14 protein-coding genes and 1 riboswitch are annotated in these 15,546 nt (G+C 66.7%); of the genes, 8 read left to right on the top strand and 6 right to left on the bottom strand.

Going from position 1 to position 15,546, the window contains the following annotated elements; genetic code table 11:
- Positions 1 to 22: 22 nt before the first annotated feature.
- Both EV560_RS02630 and EV560_RS02625 read left to right on the top strand, forming a co-directional pair.
- Positions 23 to 1,639, top strand: coding sequence for an ABC transporter ATP-binding protein (locus EV560_RS02630; RefSeq protein WP_131853712.1), 1,617 nt, complete (start codon positions 23 to 25; stop codon positions 1,637 to 1,639).
- 34 nt (positions 1,640 to 1,673) lie between these two features.
- Complete coding sequence (locus tag EV560_RS02625) at positions 1,674 to 2,906, top strand: Gfo/Idh/MocA family protein (RefSeq protein ID WP_131853710.1); 1,233 nt, start codon at positions 1,674 to 1,676, stop codon at positions 2,904 to 2,906.
- Positions 2,907 to 3,068: 162 nt separating this feature from the next.
- On the opposite strand, the gene EV560_RS02620 is transcribed toward EV560_RS02625, so the two are convergent.
- The 6 genes from EV560_RS02620 to EV560_RS02595 all read right to left on the bottom strand — a co-directional run bounded on the left by EV560_RS02620 (position 3,069) and on the right by EV560_RS02595 (position 8,537).
- Positions 3,069 to 3,824 carry an SDR family NAD(P)-dependent oxidoreductase gene (locus EV560_RS02620; RefSeq protein WP_131853708.1) on the bottom strand — a complete coding sequence of 252 codons (756 nt, stop codon included), beginning with the start codon at positions 3,822 to 3,824 and terminating at the stop codon, positions 3,069 to 3,071.
- 12 nt (positions 3,825 to 3,836) lie between these two features.
- The gene (locus EV560_RS02615) at positions 3,837 to 4,679 is read right to left on the bottom strand and encodes an amidohydrolase family protein (protein ID WP_131853706.1); all 843 of its coding nucleotides are present in this window, start codon (positions 4,677 to 4,679) and stop codon (positions 3,837 to 3,839) included.
- Positions 4,680 to 4,807: 128 nt separating this feature from the next.
- Positions 4,808 to 5,596 (bottom strand): SDR family NAD(P)-dependent oxidoreductase, encoded by a 789-nt coding sequence (locus EV560_RS02610; RefSeq protein ID WP_131853705.1) that lies wholly within the window; start codon positions 5,594 to 5,596, stop codon positions 4,808 to 4,810.
- A gap of 40 nt (positions 5,597 to 5,636) precedes the next feature.
- The gene (locus EV560_RS02605; RefSeq protein ID WP_131853704.1) at positions 5,637 to 6,917 is read right to left on the bottom strand and encodes a TRAP transporter large permease; all 1,281 of its coding nucleotides are present in this window, start codon (positions 6,915 to 6,917) and stop codon (positions 5,637 to 5,639) included.
- Positions 6,918 to 6,923: 6 nt separating this feature from the next.
- Entirely contained in the window at positions 6,924 to 7,448 is a 525-nt protein-coding gene (locus EV560_RS02600; protein ID WP_131853702.1) for a TRAP transporter small permease, read from the bottom strand.
- Positions 7,449 to 7,538: 90 nt separating this feature from the next.
- A complete protein-coding gene (locus EV560_RS02595; protein ID WP_131853700.1) occupies positions 7,539 to 8,537 on the bottom strand; it encodes a TRAP transporter substrate-binding protein in 999 nt (332 codons plus the stop codon).
- Between the two features lie 395 nt (positions 8,538 to 8,932).
- On the opposite strand from EV560_RS02595, the gene EV560_RS02590 reads away from it, so the two are divergent.
- From EV560_RS02590 to thiS, 6 genes are all read left to right on the top strand, one after another.
- Positions 8,933 to 9,604: a GntR family transcriptional regulator gene (locus EV560_RS02590; protein WP_131853698.1), complete on the top strand. Its 672-nt coding sequence runs from the start codon at positions 8,933 to 8,935 to the stop codon at positions 9,602 to 9,604.
- A 426-nt stretch (positions 9,605 to 10,030) separates the two neighbouring features.
- A complete protein-coding gene (locus EV560_RS02585) occupies positions 10,031 to 11,596 on the top strand; it encodes a DUF4153 domain-containing protein (protein ID WP_131853696.1) in 1,566 nt (521 codons plus the stop codon).
- Between the two features lie 8 nt (positions 11,597 to 11,604).
- Positions 11,605 to 12,294, top strand: a complete 690-nt coding sequence (locus EV560_RS02580) for a response regulator transcription factor (protein ID WP_248311860.1) — start codon at positions 11,605 to 11,607, stop codon at positions 12,292 to 12,294.
- Between the two features lie 5 nt (positions 12,295 to 12,299).
- Entirely contained in the window at positions 12,300 to 13,922 is a 1,623-nt protein-coding gene (locus EV560_RS02575; protein WP_131853694.1) for an ATP-binding protein, read from the top strand.
- A gap of 36 nt (positions 13,923 to 13,958) precedes the next feature.
- Positions 13,959 to 14,089: riboswitch (TPP riboswitch) on the top strand.
- Between the two features lie 113 nt (positions 14,090 to 14,202).
- The gene (gene thiO / locus EV560_RS02570; RefSeq protein WP_248311859.1) at positions 14,203 to 15,336 is read left to right on the top strand and encodes a glycine oxidase ThiO; all 1,134 of its coding nucleotides are present in this window, start codon (positions 14,203 to 14,205) and stop codon (positions 15,334 to 15,336) included.
- Positions 15,333 to 15,545, top strand: a complete 213-nt coding sequence (gene thiS / locus EV560_RS02565; RefSeq protein ID WP_131853690.1) for a sulfur carrier protein ThiS — start codon at positions 15,333 to 15,335, stop codon at positions 15,543 to 15,545. The genes thiO and thiS overlap by 4 nt, the downstream gene beginning before the upstream one ends.
- Position 15,546 lies beyond the last annotated feature (1 nt).

The raw sequence follows: 15,546 nt of genomic DNA, 5'->3' as shown, positions 1-15,546 counted from the left end.
GCATGGCCAAGAGAGGCGCTGAATGAGCGGGGCGGAACCGATCCTGTCGATCGAGGCGCTGACGCTGGCGCTGCCGCCGGGTGCGGACCGGCCTTACGCGATCGAGGACGTCTCGCTCGCCCTGCATCCTGGCCAGATCCTCTGCATCGTCGGCGAATCCGGCTCGGGCAAGTCGATGAGCGCCTCGGCGCTGATGGGCCTGCTGCCCAAGGCGGTGCGCCCGGTCGGCGGGCGCATCATGTTCGAGGGGCGCGACCTGCTGACGCTGCCGCCGGGCGAATGGCGCGAACTGCGCGGCCAGCGCATCGGCATGATCTTCCAGGAGCCGATGACGGCGCTGAACCCGGTGATCCGCATCGGCGAGCAGATCGCCGAGACTTTCGAGGCGCATGACCGGCTCACGCCGGCCGAACGGCGCCAGCGGGTGATCGAACTGGCGCGCGAGGTCGGCCTGCCCGATCCCGAGCGGATCGTCAGAAGCTATCCGCACCAGCTTTCCGGCGGCCAGCGCCAGCGTGCGATGATCGCGATGGCGCTCGCGCTGGAGCCGGCGATTCTCGTCGCCGACGAGCCGACCACCGCGCTCGACGTCACCACCCAGGCGCAGATCATCAAGCTGATCCGCGACATCCAGCAGCGCCGCGGCATGGCGGTGATGTTCATCACCCATGACTTTGGCGTCGTCTCCGATATCGCCGACCGGGTCGCGGTGATGGAGAAGGGCAAGGTGGTCGAGGAAGGGACGGTCGCGGATGTGCTGGAGCGGCCGCAGCATCCCTACACGCAACGGCTGCTCGCGGCGGTGCCCGATCTCAACCCGCCGGTGCGTCCTTCGGTCGAGGGCGAGCCGATCGCCTGCTCGGTCGTGGGCTTGACCAAGACCTATCGCGGCACGGGCTCGCTGGCTTCGCGTCGCGAGGTTGCGGCGGCCAAGGGCGTGAGCTTCGACATTCGCCGCGGCGAGACGCTCGGCCTCGTCGGTGAATCCGGCTCAGGGAAAAGCACGATCGGCCGGCTCGTCATTCGCCTGACCGACCCGGATGCGGGCACGGTGCGTCTCGGTGAACTCGATTTCACGCAGACCGAGGGTTCGAGCCTGCGCGCTGCGCGCAAGCATGTGCAGATGGTGTTCCAGGACCCGTTCGCTTCGCTCAACCCGCGCCGGCGTGTCGGCCAGATCATCGCCGACGGGCCGATCGCTCATGGCGTGGCCAGCGCGCAGGCGCATGCCAAGGCGGCGGAGCTGCTCTCGCTGGTCGGGCTCGATCCGAGCGCGGCGCAGCGCTATCCGCATGAATTCTCCGGCGGCCAGCGCCAGCGCATCGGCATTGCGCGCGCGCTCGCGCTGGAGCCGGACGTGCTCGTCGCCGACGAGCCGGTCTCGGCGCTCGACGTCTCCGTGCAGGCGCAGGTGCTGGAGCTGCTGGAGAGCCTCAAGGCGCGGCTCAGGCTCGCCATGCTGTTCATAACCCATGACCTCAACGTCGCCGCCCAGGTCTGCGACCGCATCGCGGTGATGCGCCAGGGCGAGATCGTCGAGCTCAAGCCGACGGCCGAGCTCCTGGCGCGGCCGGAGCATCCCTATACGCAGGCGCTGCTCGCCGCCGTGCCCGGCCGGACGCGTCGCGCCATCTCATAGACTGCTGCGAGTGACCGCCTGGGAGGGCCCGTCCATGTCGTTGAAAGAGCTTCCGGTCCTGCGTGTCGGCTTGATCGGCTCAGGCTTCATCGCCGCCTTCCATCTCCAGTCGATGCTCGGCGTGCGAAATCTCAGCATTGGCGGCGTCTATAGCCGCTCACTGGAGAAGCGCACCCGCATCGCCGAGAAGGCGCGCGAGCTCGGGCTCGGTCCGGCCCATGTCTTCGACAGCGTCGAGGCGATGCTGATGTCGGGCGAGGTCGACGCGGTCTGGCTGCTGACGCCGAACGATACCCGTCTCGACATCATGCGCGAGATCCACCGCGTCACCAAGGCTGGCGCGCCACTGCGTGCCGTGGCCTGCGAGAAGCCCTTGGCGCGCACGCTGGCCGAGGCACGCGAGATGCTGGCGCTCGCCGAGGATGCCGGGCTGCTCCACGGCTATCTCGAGAACCAGGTGTTCTCGACTGCGGTGGTGCGCGGCAAGGACATCATCTGGCGCCGCGCCGTGCCGCAGGGCGGGCGGCCCTATCTGGCACGCGCGGCCGAGGAACATTCCGGCCCGCACGAGCCCTGGTTCTGGCAGGGCGAGCGCCAGGGCGGCGGCGTGCTCTCCGACATGATGTGCCATTCGGTCGAGGTCGCGCGCTTCATGCTGACGCCGCCGGGCGCAGCGCGCAGCGCGCTGAAGCTGGTCAGCGCCAGCGCGACCGTGGCGACGCTGAAATGGACGCGCCCGCGCTATGCCGCCGACCTGAAGTCGCGCATGGGGCTCGATTTCGCGCGCCGGCCGGTCGAGGATTTCGCGCGCGGCATCATCACGCTGGAGGACGAGCAGGGTCAGCAGATGATGATCGAGGCGACGACCTCCTGGGCCTATGTCGGCGCCGGCCTGCGCATCCAGCTCGAATTGCTCGGGCCGGAATATTCGATGGAGTTCTCCTCGCTCTCGACCGGCCTCAAGGTCTTCCTCTCCCGTGCCGTCACCGGCTCGGAGGGCGAGGACCTGGTCGAGAAGCAGAATGCCGAGCAGGGGCTGATGCCGGTGGTCGAGGACGAGGCCGGCATCTATGGCTACACCGACGAGAACCGCCACATGGTCGAGGCTTTTCGGCGCGGCGTTGCGCCTGCGGAAACCTTCGTCGACGGCATCGGCGTGGTCGAGATGCTGATGGGGCTCTACCGCTCGGCCGAACTCGGCCGCACCGTCGAGTTCCCCGATCCGGAGCTGGAGCGCTACGTGCCGGTGGTGGCGCGTACGAGTTGATCCTGCGGCTTCGCGGAACCACAGGCGGTCATCCCGGACAAGCCGCGTAGCGGCGCTGTTCCGGGATTCATCGTAAGGCTCAGGTGCCCTAAGATGGATCCCGGCGCTACGCTGCGCTCCGGCCGGGATGACGGGGAGGGAGGGCGTAAGCCTTTGCCTTCCTCACCCCGCTTTCAGCGAGAAGCCACCATCGACCACGAGGTGCTGGCCGGTGATGAAGGAGGCTTCGGGCGAGGCCATGAACAGGATGGCGGAGGCGATATCCTCCGGCTCGGCGAAGCGGCCGAGATAGGTGCCGGCCAGCATGCGGTCGCGCACCTCCTGCGGCAGGGCGCGCAGGATGTCGGTATTGGTGTGGCCGGGCGCGACGGCGTTGACGGTGATCGTCGGCGCGAGCTGCTTGGCGAGCGTCTTGGTCAGGTTGACCACGCCGGCCTTGGCGGCGGAATAATCCATCACGCCCTCGCGGCCGCATTGGTCGAGCCCGCGCACGGAGGTGACGTTGATGATGCGGCCGCCGCCCTGCTCCAGCATCAAGGGCGCGACGGCCTGGCAGCAGAAATAGACGCTGACGAGGTTGGTGTTCAGCGTCTGCAGCATCTCCTCGGCGGTGCGCTCCTCGAAGGGGCGGGGATGGCTCGCGCCGGCATTGTTGACGAGGATGTCGATGCGGCCGAGGCGTTGATTGGCATCCCTGACCGCGCGTTTGACGTCGACCGGGTTGGTGACGTCGCCCAATATGGTCTCGATGGTCAGCGCCTCGGCGGTCGAGCGCGCCTTCATCTGCGCGAGGCTGTGCTCGCCCTTGCCCATGATGGCGACGCGGGCGCCTTCCTGGGCGAACCGGCGGGCGGTCGCCGCGCCGATGCCGCGCCCCCCGCCGGTGACGAGGGCGGTCAAACCTGCGAGCCGTGCCATGGGATGCGTCCTTCAGAAGCCGTAGAGGTCGGCAGCGTTATCGACGAGGATCTTTCGGCGCACCGCCTCGTCCTCGGCCCAGTCGAGCAGGAGGTCGAGCAGGAGCGCGTCGTCGGGTTTGTTCTTGAGCGCGAGATGGGGCCAGTTGGTCGCCCAGACCATGCGCTCGGGCGCGGCCCGCACCAGCGCCTTGGCGAGCGCGCCAACGTCGCCGTAAAGCGGCGCGCCGACCTTCGAGGTCTCATAGGGGGCCGAGAGCTTCACGTAGACCCGGCCGGTCTCGACCAGATCGAGCAGGCAGCGGAAGGCGGGGTCGTCGACCGCGACCGGCTCGAGATATTTGCCGACATGGTCGATCACGATCGTGCCGGGCCAGGAGCGGATCTGCGCGGCGTAATCCGGCAGGCGGCGGCCATCGGTCTGGAACTGGACGTGCCAGCCGATCTCGTGCGCCTTGGCGGCGATCGTGTCGAATTGCTCGAGCGGCACGGCTGCTCCGCCGAGCAGATGGAAGCGGGTGCCGCTCATGCCGGCGGCCTTGAGCCGTGCCATTTCGTCAAGGCTGGCGGAGGCGTCGACGACGCCGACCGCACGCGCGACGTCCGGGCCGAGAGCCGCGACTGCGTCGAGCGTGCAGCGGTTGTCGGTCCCGTAGGCCGTGGGCTGGACCACGACCGCCCGGGTGACGTTGAGCCGGCGCATCACCTCGCGATATTCGCCGATGCCGGCATCGGGCGGCTGCGCCAATGCCGTGGGCGCCAGCGGATAGCGCTGGTCGAGGATGTGGATATTGGTGTCCACGGCTCCGGCCGGCGCCTTGAGGCGCGGCGCCGGCGCGACGATCGTCTCGATCATGGTGCTCCCCTGACGCGCCCCGAAAGCGACATGGGTGTCTCCGATCCAGTGGATTCGGAACCGGGCCTCATCGTCGCATTCACACGTTTTTTCCATGCGAACCGCTTCCGCTTCGCTCGAGAAAGGCCTTACGGCATGTACTGGCCGCCATTGACCTCGATGATCTGGCCGGTGACGTAGCCGCTCGCCGCATCCGAGGCCAGGTAGAGGAAGGCGCCGGTGCATTCCTCGGCGATGCCGAGCCGGTTCATCGGCACGGTCGCCTGCATGGCGGCGAGCTGTTCCGGCGTCGAATAGCGCTCATGGAACGGCGTCGTGATCACGCCCGGCGAGACGGCGTTGACGCGGATCTTCGCGCCGGCGAGTTCCTTGGCCCAGCCGCGCGTCGCGGTCGAGACGAAGCCCTTGGAGGCGGCGTAGAGCACCGAGCCGCCGCCGCCGCCATTGCGCGCGGCGATCGAGGTGACGTTGATGATAGTGCCGCCCTGGCCCTGTTTGAGCATGTGGCGGGCGCCTTCGCGGACGAAATGCACGACATGGCGGATGTTGAGGTCGATGACGTCGTCGATCAGCTTGTCGTCGTAATCCGCGACCGGGACGCGCTTCACCAGGCCGCCGGCATTGTTGACGAGCACGTCGAGGCGTCCGAGCCCCGCGACCGCCTCATCGACGATACGGGCGGCGACGCCATCTTGCGTGACGTCGCCGCCGACCAGGATGGCGGTGCCGCCGGCCGCCTTGATCTTGGCCGCGACGGCCTCGGCCTTGTCCTTGCTGGCATTGTAATGGACCGCGACCTTGGCGCCGCAGCGCGCGAAGCCCTCGGCCGCGGCGGCGCCGATGCCGGTGCTGGCGCCGGTGATCAGGACCGACTTTCCGGCGAGGTCGGGGAAGGTCGGCGCGGCGGAACTGGTCATGCGATACTCCGTAGGCAGTCTAGTGGATGGGCGGGCGCGGCTATTTCAGCACGGCCGGAAGCCAGAGGGTCAGCGCCGGCACATAGGTGACGAGCGCCAGCACGATCAGCATCGGGATGTAGAACACCATGATGCTCTTCGAGACGGCTTCCATCGAAACCTTGCCGATGGCGCAGCCGACCGCAAGCGTCGGGCCGACCGGCGGCGTCAGCAGGCCGATGCCGAGATTGAGGATCATGATGATGCCGAAATGCACGGGGTCGACGCCGAACTGCTTGACGATCGGCAGGAAGATCGGCGTGCAGATCAGCAGCATGGGCGCGAGGTCCATGAACGTGCCGAGGATCAGCAAGACCACGTTGATCGCGAGCAGCAGCGTGTATTTGTTGTCGGCGACGGCGAGGAAGAACTCGGCGGCGCGCTGCGGCACCTGCATCAGCGCCATCATGTAGCCGAAGGCGACTGAAAACCCGATCATCAGCATGACCATGCCGACCGTGCGTACGACGCGTCCGACCAGGATGTGCAGCTCCGACCACTTGTAGTCGCGGTAGATGAACATCGTGACCAGAAAGGAATACACGCACGCGACGGCCGCGGATTCCGTCGGGGTGAAGACACCGCCGAGGATGCCGCCCAGGATGATGAAGACGGTGACCAGGCCCCAGAAGGCCTCGATGACGATCTTGAATGCCTGGCGTGGCGGGATGACCTCGCCCTTGGGAAAGTTGTTCTTCCTGGCGATGATCAGCACCAGCGCCATCAGCGACAGGCCGAGCAGGAAGCCGGGAATCGCGCCGGCGAGGAAGAGATCGGCGATCGAGACCGAGCCGCCGGCCGCGAGCGAATAGATGACGGCGTTATGCGAGGGCGGGATCAGCAGCGGCTGCAGCGAGCCGGAGACGGTGACGTTGACCGCGAACAGGCGCGGATAACCGTTGCGGATCATCTGCGGGATCATCACCGAGCCGATCGAGGCGGTATCCGCCACCGAGGAGCCGGAGATGCAGCCGAAGAAGGCGGAAGCGAGGATGTTGACCAGCGCCAGGCCGCCGCGGATCCAGCCGACGAAGATCTTTGCGAGATTGACCAGCCGCTCGGCCATGCCGCCCTCGGCCATGATGCCGCCGGCGAGGATGAAGAAGGGGATGGCGAGCAGGGCGAAATCGTCGGTGCCGTCCGAGACCTTCAGCATCACCGCTTCGAGCGGCAGATCCATGAAGAGCGCTGCGAAGATGGCGGCGAGGCCGAGCGCATAGGCGACCGGCACGCCGACCAGGCAGAGCACGGTGAAGGAGCCGAGTAGGATAAGCAGATCCATGGCGGCTTATTCCGAGCTGATCGGGGCGAGCGCGTCGTCGCGCTCATGGGCCGCCTGGAACAAGCGCCCGGTCCACAGTCGCTCGATCACGAAGAGCGTGGTGATGGCGCCACCGATCGGGATCGGCAGGTAGGTGAGGCCGACCGAGAGCCAGGGGAATTCCGCGATCGTCTGAAAATAGGTCGTGTGGACCAGCTTCAGCCCCCAGACCAGCATGAACAGGCTGGTTGCGGCCATGCAGAGCTCGACGATCCAGCCCAGGATCGTCCGGGCCGGGCCGGTCAGCATGTCCGGGATGAGGTTGACGGCGATGTGCAGGTTCTCGCGGTAGCAGATCGCCGCCGACAGGAAGGAGAACCAGATCATCAGCAGCACCGCCATCGGCTCGGGCCAGGAGGCGGCGACATTGAGGACGTAGCGGGTGAAGACGCCGTAGGGGATGATGAGGGTGATGGTGACGAGGCAAGCCCCGGCAATGATCATCGTGAGCCTGGACACGACGTCCATGGCACGGACATAGGCCTGCATCATTAGGAAGTTCCGCCGTTAGGAGGGAACCGGCTCCGCCTTGGTTTTTATTATGGGCGGAGCCGGGGATGGGCCCTCAGGGCCGCCGCATACTCACTTCACGTTCGAGATGCGCTCGATCATCGGCTTGTGCTCGGCGCCGAACTTGTCCCAGACCGGCTTCACCGCTGTCTGGAAGCGCTTCTTCTCGTCGGCCGAGACCTCGGTAACGGTGACGTTGTGCGCCTTCATGTCGGCGAGCGACTTCTGCACCATCTCCTTCCAGAGGCCACGCTGCTCGGCCTGGGCCTCCTTGCCGAGCTTGATGATCAGCTTCTGATCGTCGGGCGACAGCGTGTTCCAGACCCGCTTCGAGAAGACCAGGATCTCCGGGATCATCAGGTGCTCGGTCAGCGAGTAGTATTTGGCGTAGTTATAGTGCTGGCCCGAGGAATAGCTCGGCTCGTTGTTCTCGGCGCCGTCGACGACACCGGTCTGCAGGCCGTTGATGAGCTGGTCATAACCCATGGCGACGCCATTGCCGCCCATGTCGTTCATCATCTGCACGAACATCGGGTTGCCCATGGTGCGGATCTTCTGGCCCTTCAGATCCTCCATCTTCGCCACGCCGCGCTGCTTGCTGTAGATGTTGCGGGCGCCGCCATCCATCCAGGCGATGCCGATCAGGCCGGTCTTGTCATTGGCCGTGATCTTGGCGAGCAGTTCGTCACCGATCTCGCCGTCGACGACCTTGTGCATATGGGCGCTGTCGCGGAAGAGATAGGGCAGGTTGAGCACGTTGAGCTCGGGAATGACCGGCCCCATGACGCCGACCGAGACGCGTGCCATGGCGAGCGCGCCGACCTGGGCCTGCTCCAGGAACTCCTTCTCGCCGCCGAGCTGCATCGACGGATAGACCTGCACCTTGAGCCGGCCATTGGTGGCCTTTTCGAGCTTGGCGCCCAATCGCTCGACGGCCTCGACCGTTGGATAGCCCTTCGGGTGCACATCGGCCGATTTCAGGGTGAGGTTCTGTTGGGCGGCCAGGGGGGTGTAAGCGGCGCAGCCGAGCATGAGGGCGCCGGCCACCGAAATCGCTTTCGCGAATGACATGGTTGAATTCCTCCCGGTATCGCCGGTCGTTGCCGGCATTCAGGCATGTGCAGTCAGGCTTTCGAGGGCCAATCTACCATACCAGTGAATTCAGTCTGCGTTTCTTCATGATAATGTCAAGCGCGCCATGATGTCGACGTAAGTTGAATGTAGATATCTACACTTTATTTCAAAGTATATACTTCGGTCCGCAATGCATAAAGGCGGCGCCGGACGGTATCCGCGCCGTTCTGTGGATCGCATTGCCTCAAGACTCGTTCGCGATATCGCTCGCGCCCGCGTCCCCTCCAGACCCGTCTGTTCTTCTCTTGCGACGAGTTCGCCACTGGAATATCAGATATGAGACCTCAGGCAAAGCCCTCCGAGCCTGCGCGGAGGTAGTAGAAGCGGCGCATATGGTTCTGGTTCGTCCCAAATCCCTCAAGGAACTCACGCTCGACGAGCTGCGTCAGCGCATCATCGATGGGCGCATCGAGTTCGGCGAGGCATTGTCGGAAAACACCCTCGCGAGCGAGCTCGGCGTCAGCAAGACGCCGGTGCGCGAGGCCCTGATGCAGCTTCGCAACGAGGGGCTGGTCGATATCCAGCCGCAGCGCGGCTCCTTCGTCTGCCAGCTCGCGGCCGACCAAGTGGTGGCGATCTCCGAATTGCGCGCGGTGCTCGAGACGGCCGCGATCGACATGGCGATGAAACGGGCCCGCGAGCGCTTGATCGCCGGCATGGAGCGCCTGCTCGCGGCGATGGAGAGCGCCTTCGCCGCTGGCGATATCGTCGCCTACCGCACACTCGACGGTGAGTATCATCAGCTGATGGTGGCGATGAGCTGCAATGACTATCTCGCCGATGCCTATGCGCTGATCACCTTCCGGCTCCAGGCCTTGCGCTCGCGCCTCTCGCGGGACGCGATGCTGAACCAGCGCTCCATCGACCAGCATCGCGAGATGCTGGCGCTGGCCAAGGCGGGCAAGGTCGAGGAGCTGAAGGCGCTGCTCGCCTCCCATGCCGGGAATACTCAGAGCGACTATCTGGCGCTGCTCGACGAAGGCAAGGAAGCGCTCGCGTCGTGAGCCGACCCTGGTCGCTCCGACTGTCATTGCGAGATGCGTCAGCTCCGAAGCAATTCAGGGGAGGTCGAGCGCCGCCGCCCTGGATTGCTTCGCTGAGCCTGTACTCGGGCTTGCCGAAGGCAAGACCGGGTGCTCGCAATGACGGGCGACGGTGAAGCTTGCTGCACGAAATCTGCACGAAAAGCCTGAGCTTCTGCGCAGGACTGCCGCGAGGGCCTGCAAGCGTCGCCGCTAACACAGCGGCATGAGACGACGACGCCCGCTACCACCTGAAACCAGACCGCGCCTGCCAACCAGCCTCGTCAAGGACAGTTGGTGGCTCGTGCTCCCGGAACATCCTCCGTCCGAACCGCACCCTGCCGTCAGGCCGGATATGCGCCGTCGCGCGTCTCTGCTCCGCTTTCCCTGCCTCGAGGTGCAACGCCCATGACCGATCACGCCTACCAGCCAGCCATGCCCGCATGGCGTCCATCGCGGCTGCAGATTTGCATGGTGGCGAGCCTGCTGCTGATCACGCTCGCCGATTGGCTGTTCTACGGCCGCCGGATCGGCATCTCCGTCCTGCTCTTCCTGGTCGCGCTCGCGGCCTTCTCGCTGGTCGCGAACGGGCTCAATGCCCGCCGCCGCGATATCGGCATCGCAGTCGCTGTGCTTGCCATCGCGCTCGTTCCGCTCGTCGAGAGCGCCAATATGCTCGCACTGGCCTTCGGTGCGGCCGGGATCGGCGCCTTCGCGCTGATCCTGACGCAGAATTGGCAGGGATCGCTGGCGCAGCGGCTGGACGAGGTGGTCGGCCTTTATCTCGATGGGCCATGGCGCGCCATCAATGCTGCCTTAAGCGAGCAGCGCGGCCACAGGGTGATCGGGACCGAGCACACTCTCGCGAGCCGGATCGAGCTCTGGGTCGTGCCGCTCCTGTTGTGCGGCGTCTTCCTGATGTTGTTCGCCGCGGCAAATCCGCTGATCGACCGCTGGCTGGGCGCGGTCAGCATCGACGCGATCCTGCGCAGCCTCAACGGCCAGCGCGCTGGATTCTGGCTGGTCGCGGCCTTCGTCACCTGGCCGCTGCTCTATGTCACCGTGCGCAAGCGCCGCGCGACGAAAGCCGCGGCAACCGACGGGACGGATATCGCCGCTTCCGAACAGAAGCAGGCGCGGCGGGCGCTGCTCGCCGACGGGACCATCCTGCGTTCGCTCGTTCTGTTCAACCTGCTCTTCGCCCTGCAATCGGCGATGGACATCGCCTATCTCTGGGGCGGTGTCGCCCTGCCGGACGGCATGACCTATGCGGCCTATGCCCATCGCGGCGCCTATCCGCTGATGGGGACGGCGCTGCTCGCCGCCTGCTTCGTGCTGGTCGCGTTGCGGCCGGGCTCCAGCGCCGAGCGCTCGCCGCTGATCCGCCGGCTGGTCTATTTGTGGGTGGCGCAGAACGTGCTGCTGGTGATCTCGTCGATCCTGCGGCTCGATCTCTACGTCGCCGCCTATTCGCTGACGCTGCTGCGTGTCGCCGCCTTCATCTGGATGGGGCTCGTTGTATTCGGCCTGGTGATGATCATCGCACGCATCGCGCTCAACCGTCCGAATGGCTGGCTGGTGAACGGCAACCTGATCGCGGCCGGGATCGTGCTCTATGCCTGCAGCCTGACGAACTTTGCCGACATCATCGCGCGCTACAACATCACTCACTTTGCCGAGAAGGCCGGTCAGATCAGGCACCTCGACACCCGCTACGTGTGGAAGCTCGGCCCCGGAACCATTCCTGCCATCGATGCCTATATCGCCTCGCGCCGCGAAAGCGACGAGCCGCTGGACGATCTGACGTCCCTTCAGCTTGCGGCATATCGCAAGGCCCTGGCAGCGAAAGAGGAGTTACTGCGGTCGGATTGGCGGCGCTGGACCTTTCGGGGTGACAGGCTTTGGCGCTATTTGCAGGAGCAGCGTGCCGCCAGCACGCCCGAACTGAAGTCGGGCCAGCCGGCCGAAGGATAGGATACGCCGTGCATCGCATCCTCGTCGTCGACGACGATCCGCATATCCGGGACGTGATCTGCTTCGCGCTGGAGAAGGCCGGCATGGCGGTCGAGATCGCCCGCAACGGCAGCGAGGCGCTCAGGCTGGCAGAGCTGCGCGCTCCTGATCTCATCGTGCTCGATATCGGCATGCCGGAGCTCGACGGGCTTGAGGTCTGCCGCAGATTGCGCCGCAGTTCCGAGGTGCCGATCCTCTTCCTCTCGGCACGCTCCGACGAGATCGATCGCATCCTCGGGTTGGAGATGGGCGGCGACGACTATGTCACCAAGCCGTTCAGCCCGCGCGAGCTGGTGGCGCGGGTCAATGTCATCCTGCGCCGGCGCAACGGCGCCGGCGAGACGCGCGAGGCCAGGCCCCTCAACCATGGCGCGCTCCTGATCGATCCGGCGCAGCATTCGGCGAGCTTCGCCGGGCTTGAGCTCGGCCTGACCGTGATCGAGTTCGCGATGCTCACAGCGATGGCGAGCCGCCCGCGCGTGGTCTTCGGCCGCGAACAGCTGATGGGCGCCGCCTATGACGGCAGGGTGCATGTCTCCGATCGCACCATCGATAGCCATATCCGCAACATCCGCGCGAAATGCGCGGCGGCCGGCTGCGCCAACGCGATCGAGACCGTGCACGGGCTCGGCTTCCGGCTCGGCCCCTGCGAGGCGTGAACCCGATGGATGCCGTGCGCCGGAAATGGCGGCCGACGCTCAGCATGATCGTCTTCGTCGTGCTCGTGACGGTGACGATGCTGCCGCTGATCGGCCTGTTCTTCTTCCGGCTCTACGAGAACCAGCTGATCCACCAGACCGAGTCGGAGCTGATCGCGCAGACAGCGGCCATCGCCGCGATCTATGCGCGCGAGGTCGAGGCCGACCCGGCGGCGCGGGCACTGGCGAAGCCGGTCCACCCCTACGTCCCGACGCGCGACGATTACCGCTCGCTCGCTGCCCGCGAGCAAGCCTTGCGGATGCCGGTCGGCGGCTATCATCCGATCGAGCCCAATCTCGATCTCGCCGGCAACGATATCCTGCCGCGCCGGCCCGATGCGCGCGATGCGGCCGCGCCGCCCGATCCGGCTTTCCTGGCGATCGGGGCGCGGCTCACGCCGATCGCAGTGGCAACGCAGGACGTGACGCTCGCCGGCTTCCGCCTGCTCGATCCGAACGGCACGGTCATCGCCGGGCGAGACGAGCTCGGCCGCTCGCTCGCCCATGTCGAGGAGGTTGCGACGGCCGTGCGCGGGCGTTACGGCAATGCGCTGCGGGTGCGCATCTCGAACTCGCCGCCGCCGCCGCTCTACTCCTGGAGCCGCGGCACCGGCATCCGCGTCTTCGTCGCCATGCCGGTCATGGCCGGCGAAGCCGTCGCTGGCGTGGTCTATGCCTCGCGCACGCCGAACAACATCTTCAAGCATCTCTTTGCCGAGCGGCGGAAGGTCGTCTTCGCCGGGCTGACCATCGCACTGGTCACGGCCCTGATCGGCTTCGTCTTCTCCCGCACGATCACGCGACCCATCCATGGGCTGATCGCGCAGACGCAGGTCATCGGCCAGGGCGAACGGGCTCCGACCCCGCCGCTCAAGCACTATGGCACCCGCGAGATCGCCAGCCTGTCACAGAGCTTCCACGAGATGGCGGACCGGCTTTCGGAGCGCTCGGCCTATATCAGCACGTTCGCCACCCATGTTTCGCATGAGCTGAAATCGCCGCTGACCTCGATCCAGGGCGCGGCCGAGCTGATGAAGGATCCCTCGATGAGCGAGGCCCAGCGCCAGCGCTTCCTCGGGAATATCATTGACGATACGCATCGCCTGACCCGGTTGCTCGACCGGCTGCGCGAGCTGGCCCGCGCAGACAATCCGCAGCAGGTCGGGATGACGGCACTCGATGCCGTGCTGGGGCTGGTTCGGGATGCCTTTCCGGCACTCGCCATCAGCAACGACGGTGAGCGCCAGGCGATGCTCGGGCTTTCCCTCGACAATGCGCTGATCGTGTTCTCGCATCTCGCCGACAACGCGCTGCGCCACAACGCGACGCGGCTGCAGATCGAGGCGCGGCGCGTCGGGGACAGGCTCGGCATCATCGTGAGCGACGATGGCGACGGCATCGCGGCTGCCAATCGTGGACGCGTCTTCGATCCGTTCTTCACGACCCGGCGCGAAAGCGGCGGCACCGGCATGGGGCTCGGCATCGTCCAGTCGATGCTGCGCTCGCATGACGGGGCGATCGCGCTCTTGCGGTCGGAGAAGGGCGCTGCATTCGAGATCACGCTGCCCTGGATGGGCGCGACGGCATGACCGGTTGACTGCGCAGCCGCCTCTGCATCAGACTGGCGGCATTCCAGGGAGATCCCCGGCAAGGGGCTGAGAAACCGCTGGCAGACCGGGCAACCGGAAAAGCGCGCGGAAATCCTTCGAACCTGATCCGGTTCATACCGGCGGAGGGATTGGATTTCGCGGCACCCGCCGGCAACCGCAAGGTTGCAGATCTCCTTTCCCCGGGCCGGGCGAGGAGTTTGCGATGAGAGGCCCGCCACAGACTGCATTTCGTCGGACGGAGATCGGAACGCCCGCTGGCGTGCCCGCGATTCCGAGCGAGACCGACATCGCCATTATCGGCGGCGGGTTGATCGGCTTGTCGATCGGCTGGCGGCTGGCGCGGCGCGGGCTCGACGTCGCCGTGTTCGAGCGCGGCACGAGCGGGCAGGGGGCGAGCCTCGCCGCGACCGGCATGCTCGCCGCCGCCGCCGAACTGGAGCCGGGCGGCGAGGAGCATGTGCCGCTGGCCTTGGAAAGCCAGCGGCTCTGGCCGGGTTTTGCGCGCGAGCTTGAGGCGGATAGCGTGCTGTCCATCGACTATCGCGCGGACGGCGTGCTGCTGGTCGCGCTCGGGCGCGAGGAGGTCGAGCGGCTGCGCTTCCGGCATGAGATGCAGAAGCGGGCGGGGCTTGCTGCGCAATGGCTGGGCGGCCCGGAGGCGCGGGCGCTGGAGCCGGGATTGCGGCCGAACGTCGTCGCCGGGATCTTCTGCCCCGACGATCATCAGGTCGATCCGCCGCGCGTCATGGCGGCGCTGCGGCAGGCCTTCCTCGCGCGCGGCGGGCATTTGGTCGAGGGCTGCGAGGCCGAGCCGGAGCTGGCTGGAGGACGGGCGGTCGGTGTCGCGACGCCGGGCAGCGTCTGCGCGGCGCGGATCGTGCTCATGGCCGGCGGCGCCTGGACGAAACTTGCAGGGCTCGACCTGCCGGTGCGGCCGCTCAAGGGGCAGTCGCTGGCGCTGCGCAGCACGGCCGAAACCGGCGGTCTGTCGCGGGTGGTCTGGACCGAGCAGGTCCATCTCGCACCGAAGAGCGACGGCACGCTGATCGTCGGCGCCACCATGGAGGAGCGCGGCTTCGACGATACGGTGACGGCCGGCGGCGTCTATGCTCTGCTCGACGGTGCGCGACGGGCTCTGCCCTCGATCGAGGAGATGCCGGTCGAGGCGATCTGGACCGGCTTCCGGCCGACCTCGCTCGACGATGCGCCGATCGTTGGCGAGACCGGCATCGCCAATCTCCTCGTCGCGACGGGGCATCATCGCAATGGCTATTTGCTCGCGCCGGTGACGGCGGCGGCCATCGAGCAACTCATCACCGACAATCGCATCACGGGGCCGGCGGCGCATTTCGGCGCGGCCCGCTTCGCGGCCATCAAGGAGGCTGCAGAATGAAACTGACGATCAACGGCGAGAGCCGCGACAGCGCGGCGAAGGACCTCGCCACACTCTGGCAGGAGGAGACCGCCGAGCTCGGTCTCTCCGGCCCGCAGGGCTTTGCCATCGCGCTCAACGGCGAGGTGGTGCGGCGCGCCCAGTGGGCGGAAACCCCGCTGGAGAGCGGCGACACGGTCGAGATCATCCGTGCGTTCTCGGGAGGCTGAG

The organism is Allobosea sp. BK604, assembly GCF_004341515.1.
Lineage (GTDB): Bacteria > Pseudomonadota > Alphaproteobacteria > Rhizobiales > Beijerinckiaceae > Allobosea.
This window is presented reverse-complemented; position numbering and strand designations above follow the sequence as displayed.

Excerpts from the sequence above, each read along its gene's own strand:
- EV560_RS02630 (WP_131853712.1), top strand. The coding sequence starts at position 23 with ATGAGCGGGGCGGAACCGATCCTGTCGATCGAGGCGCTGACGCTGGCG.
- EV560_RS02625 (WP_131853710.1), top strand. The coding sequence starts at position 1,674 with ATGTCGTTGAAAGAGCTTCCGGTCCTGCGTGTCGGCTTGATCGGCTCA.
- EV560_RS02620 (WP_131853708.1), bottom strand. The coding sequence starts at position 3,824 with ATGGCACGGCTCGCAGGTTTGACCGCCCTCGTCACCGGCGGGGGGCGC.
- EV560_RS02615 (WP_131853706.1), bottom strand. The coding sequence starts at position 4,679 with ATGATCGAGACGATCGTCGCGCCGGCGCCGCGCCTCAAGGCGCCGGCC.
- EV560_RS02610 (WP_131853705.1), bottom strand. The coding sequence starts at position 5,596 with ATGACCAGTTCCGCCGCGCCGACCTTCCCCGACCTCGCCGGAAAGTCG.
- EV560_RS02605 (WP_131853704.1), bottom strand. The coding sequence starts at position 6,917 with ATGGATCTGCTTATCCTACTCGGCTCCTTCACCGTGCTCTGCCTGGTC.
- EV560_RS02600 (WP_131853702.1), bottom strand. The coding sequence starts at position 7,448 with ATGATGCAGGCCTATGTCCGTGCCATGGACGTCGTGTCCAGGCTCACG.
- EV560_RS02595 (WP_131853700.1), bottom strand. The coding sequence starts at position 8,537 with ATGTCATTCGCGAAAGCGATTTCGGTGGCCGGCGCCCTCATGCTCGGC.
- EV560_RS02590 (WP_131853698.1), top strand. The coding sequence starts at position 8,933 with ATGGTTCTGGTTCGTCCCAAATCCCTCAAGGAACTCACGCTCGACGAG.
- EV560_RS02585 (WP_131853696.1), top strand. The coding sequence starts at position 10,031 with ATGACCGATCACGCCTACCAGCCAGCCATGCCCGCATGGCGTCCATCG.
- EV560_RS02575 (WP_131853694.1), top strand. The coding sequence starts at position 12,300 with ATGGATGCCGTGCGCCGGAAATGGCGGCCGACGCTCAGCATGATCGTC.
- thiS (WP_131853690.1), top strand. The coding sequence starts at position 15,333 with ATGAAACTGACGATCAACGGCGAGAGCCGCGACAGCGCGGCGAAGGAC.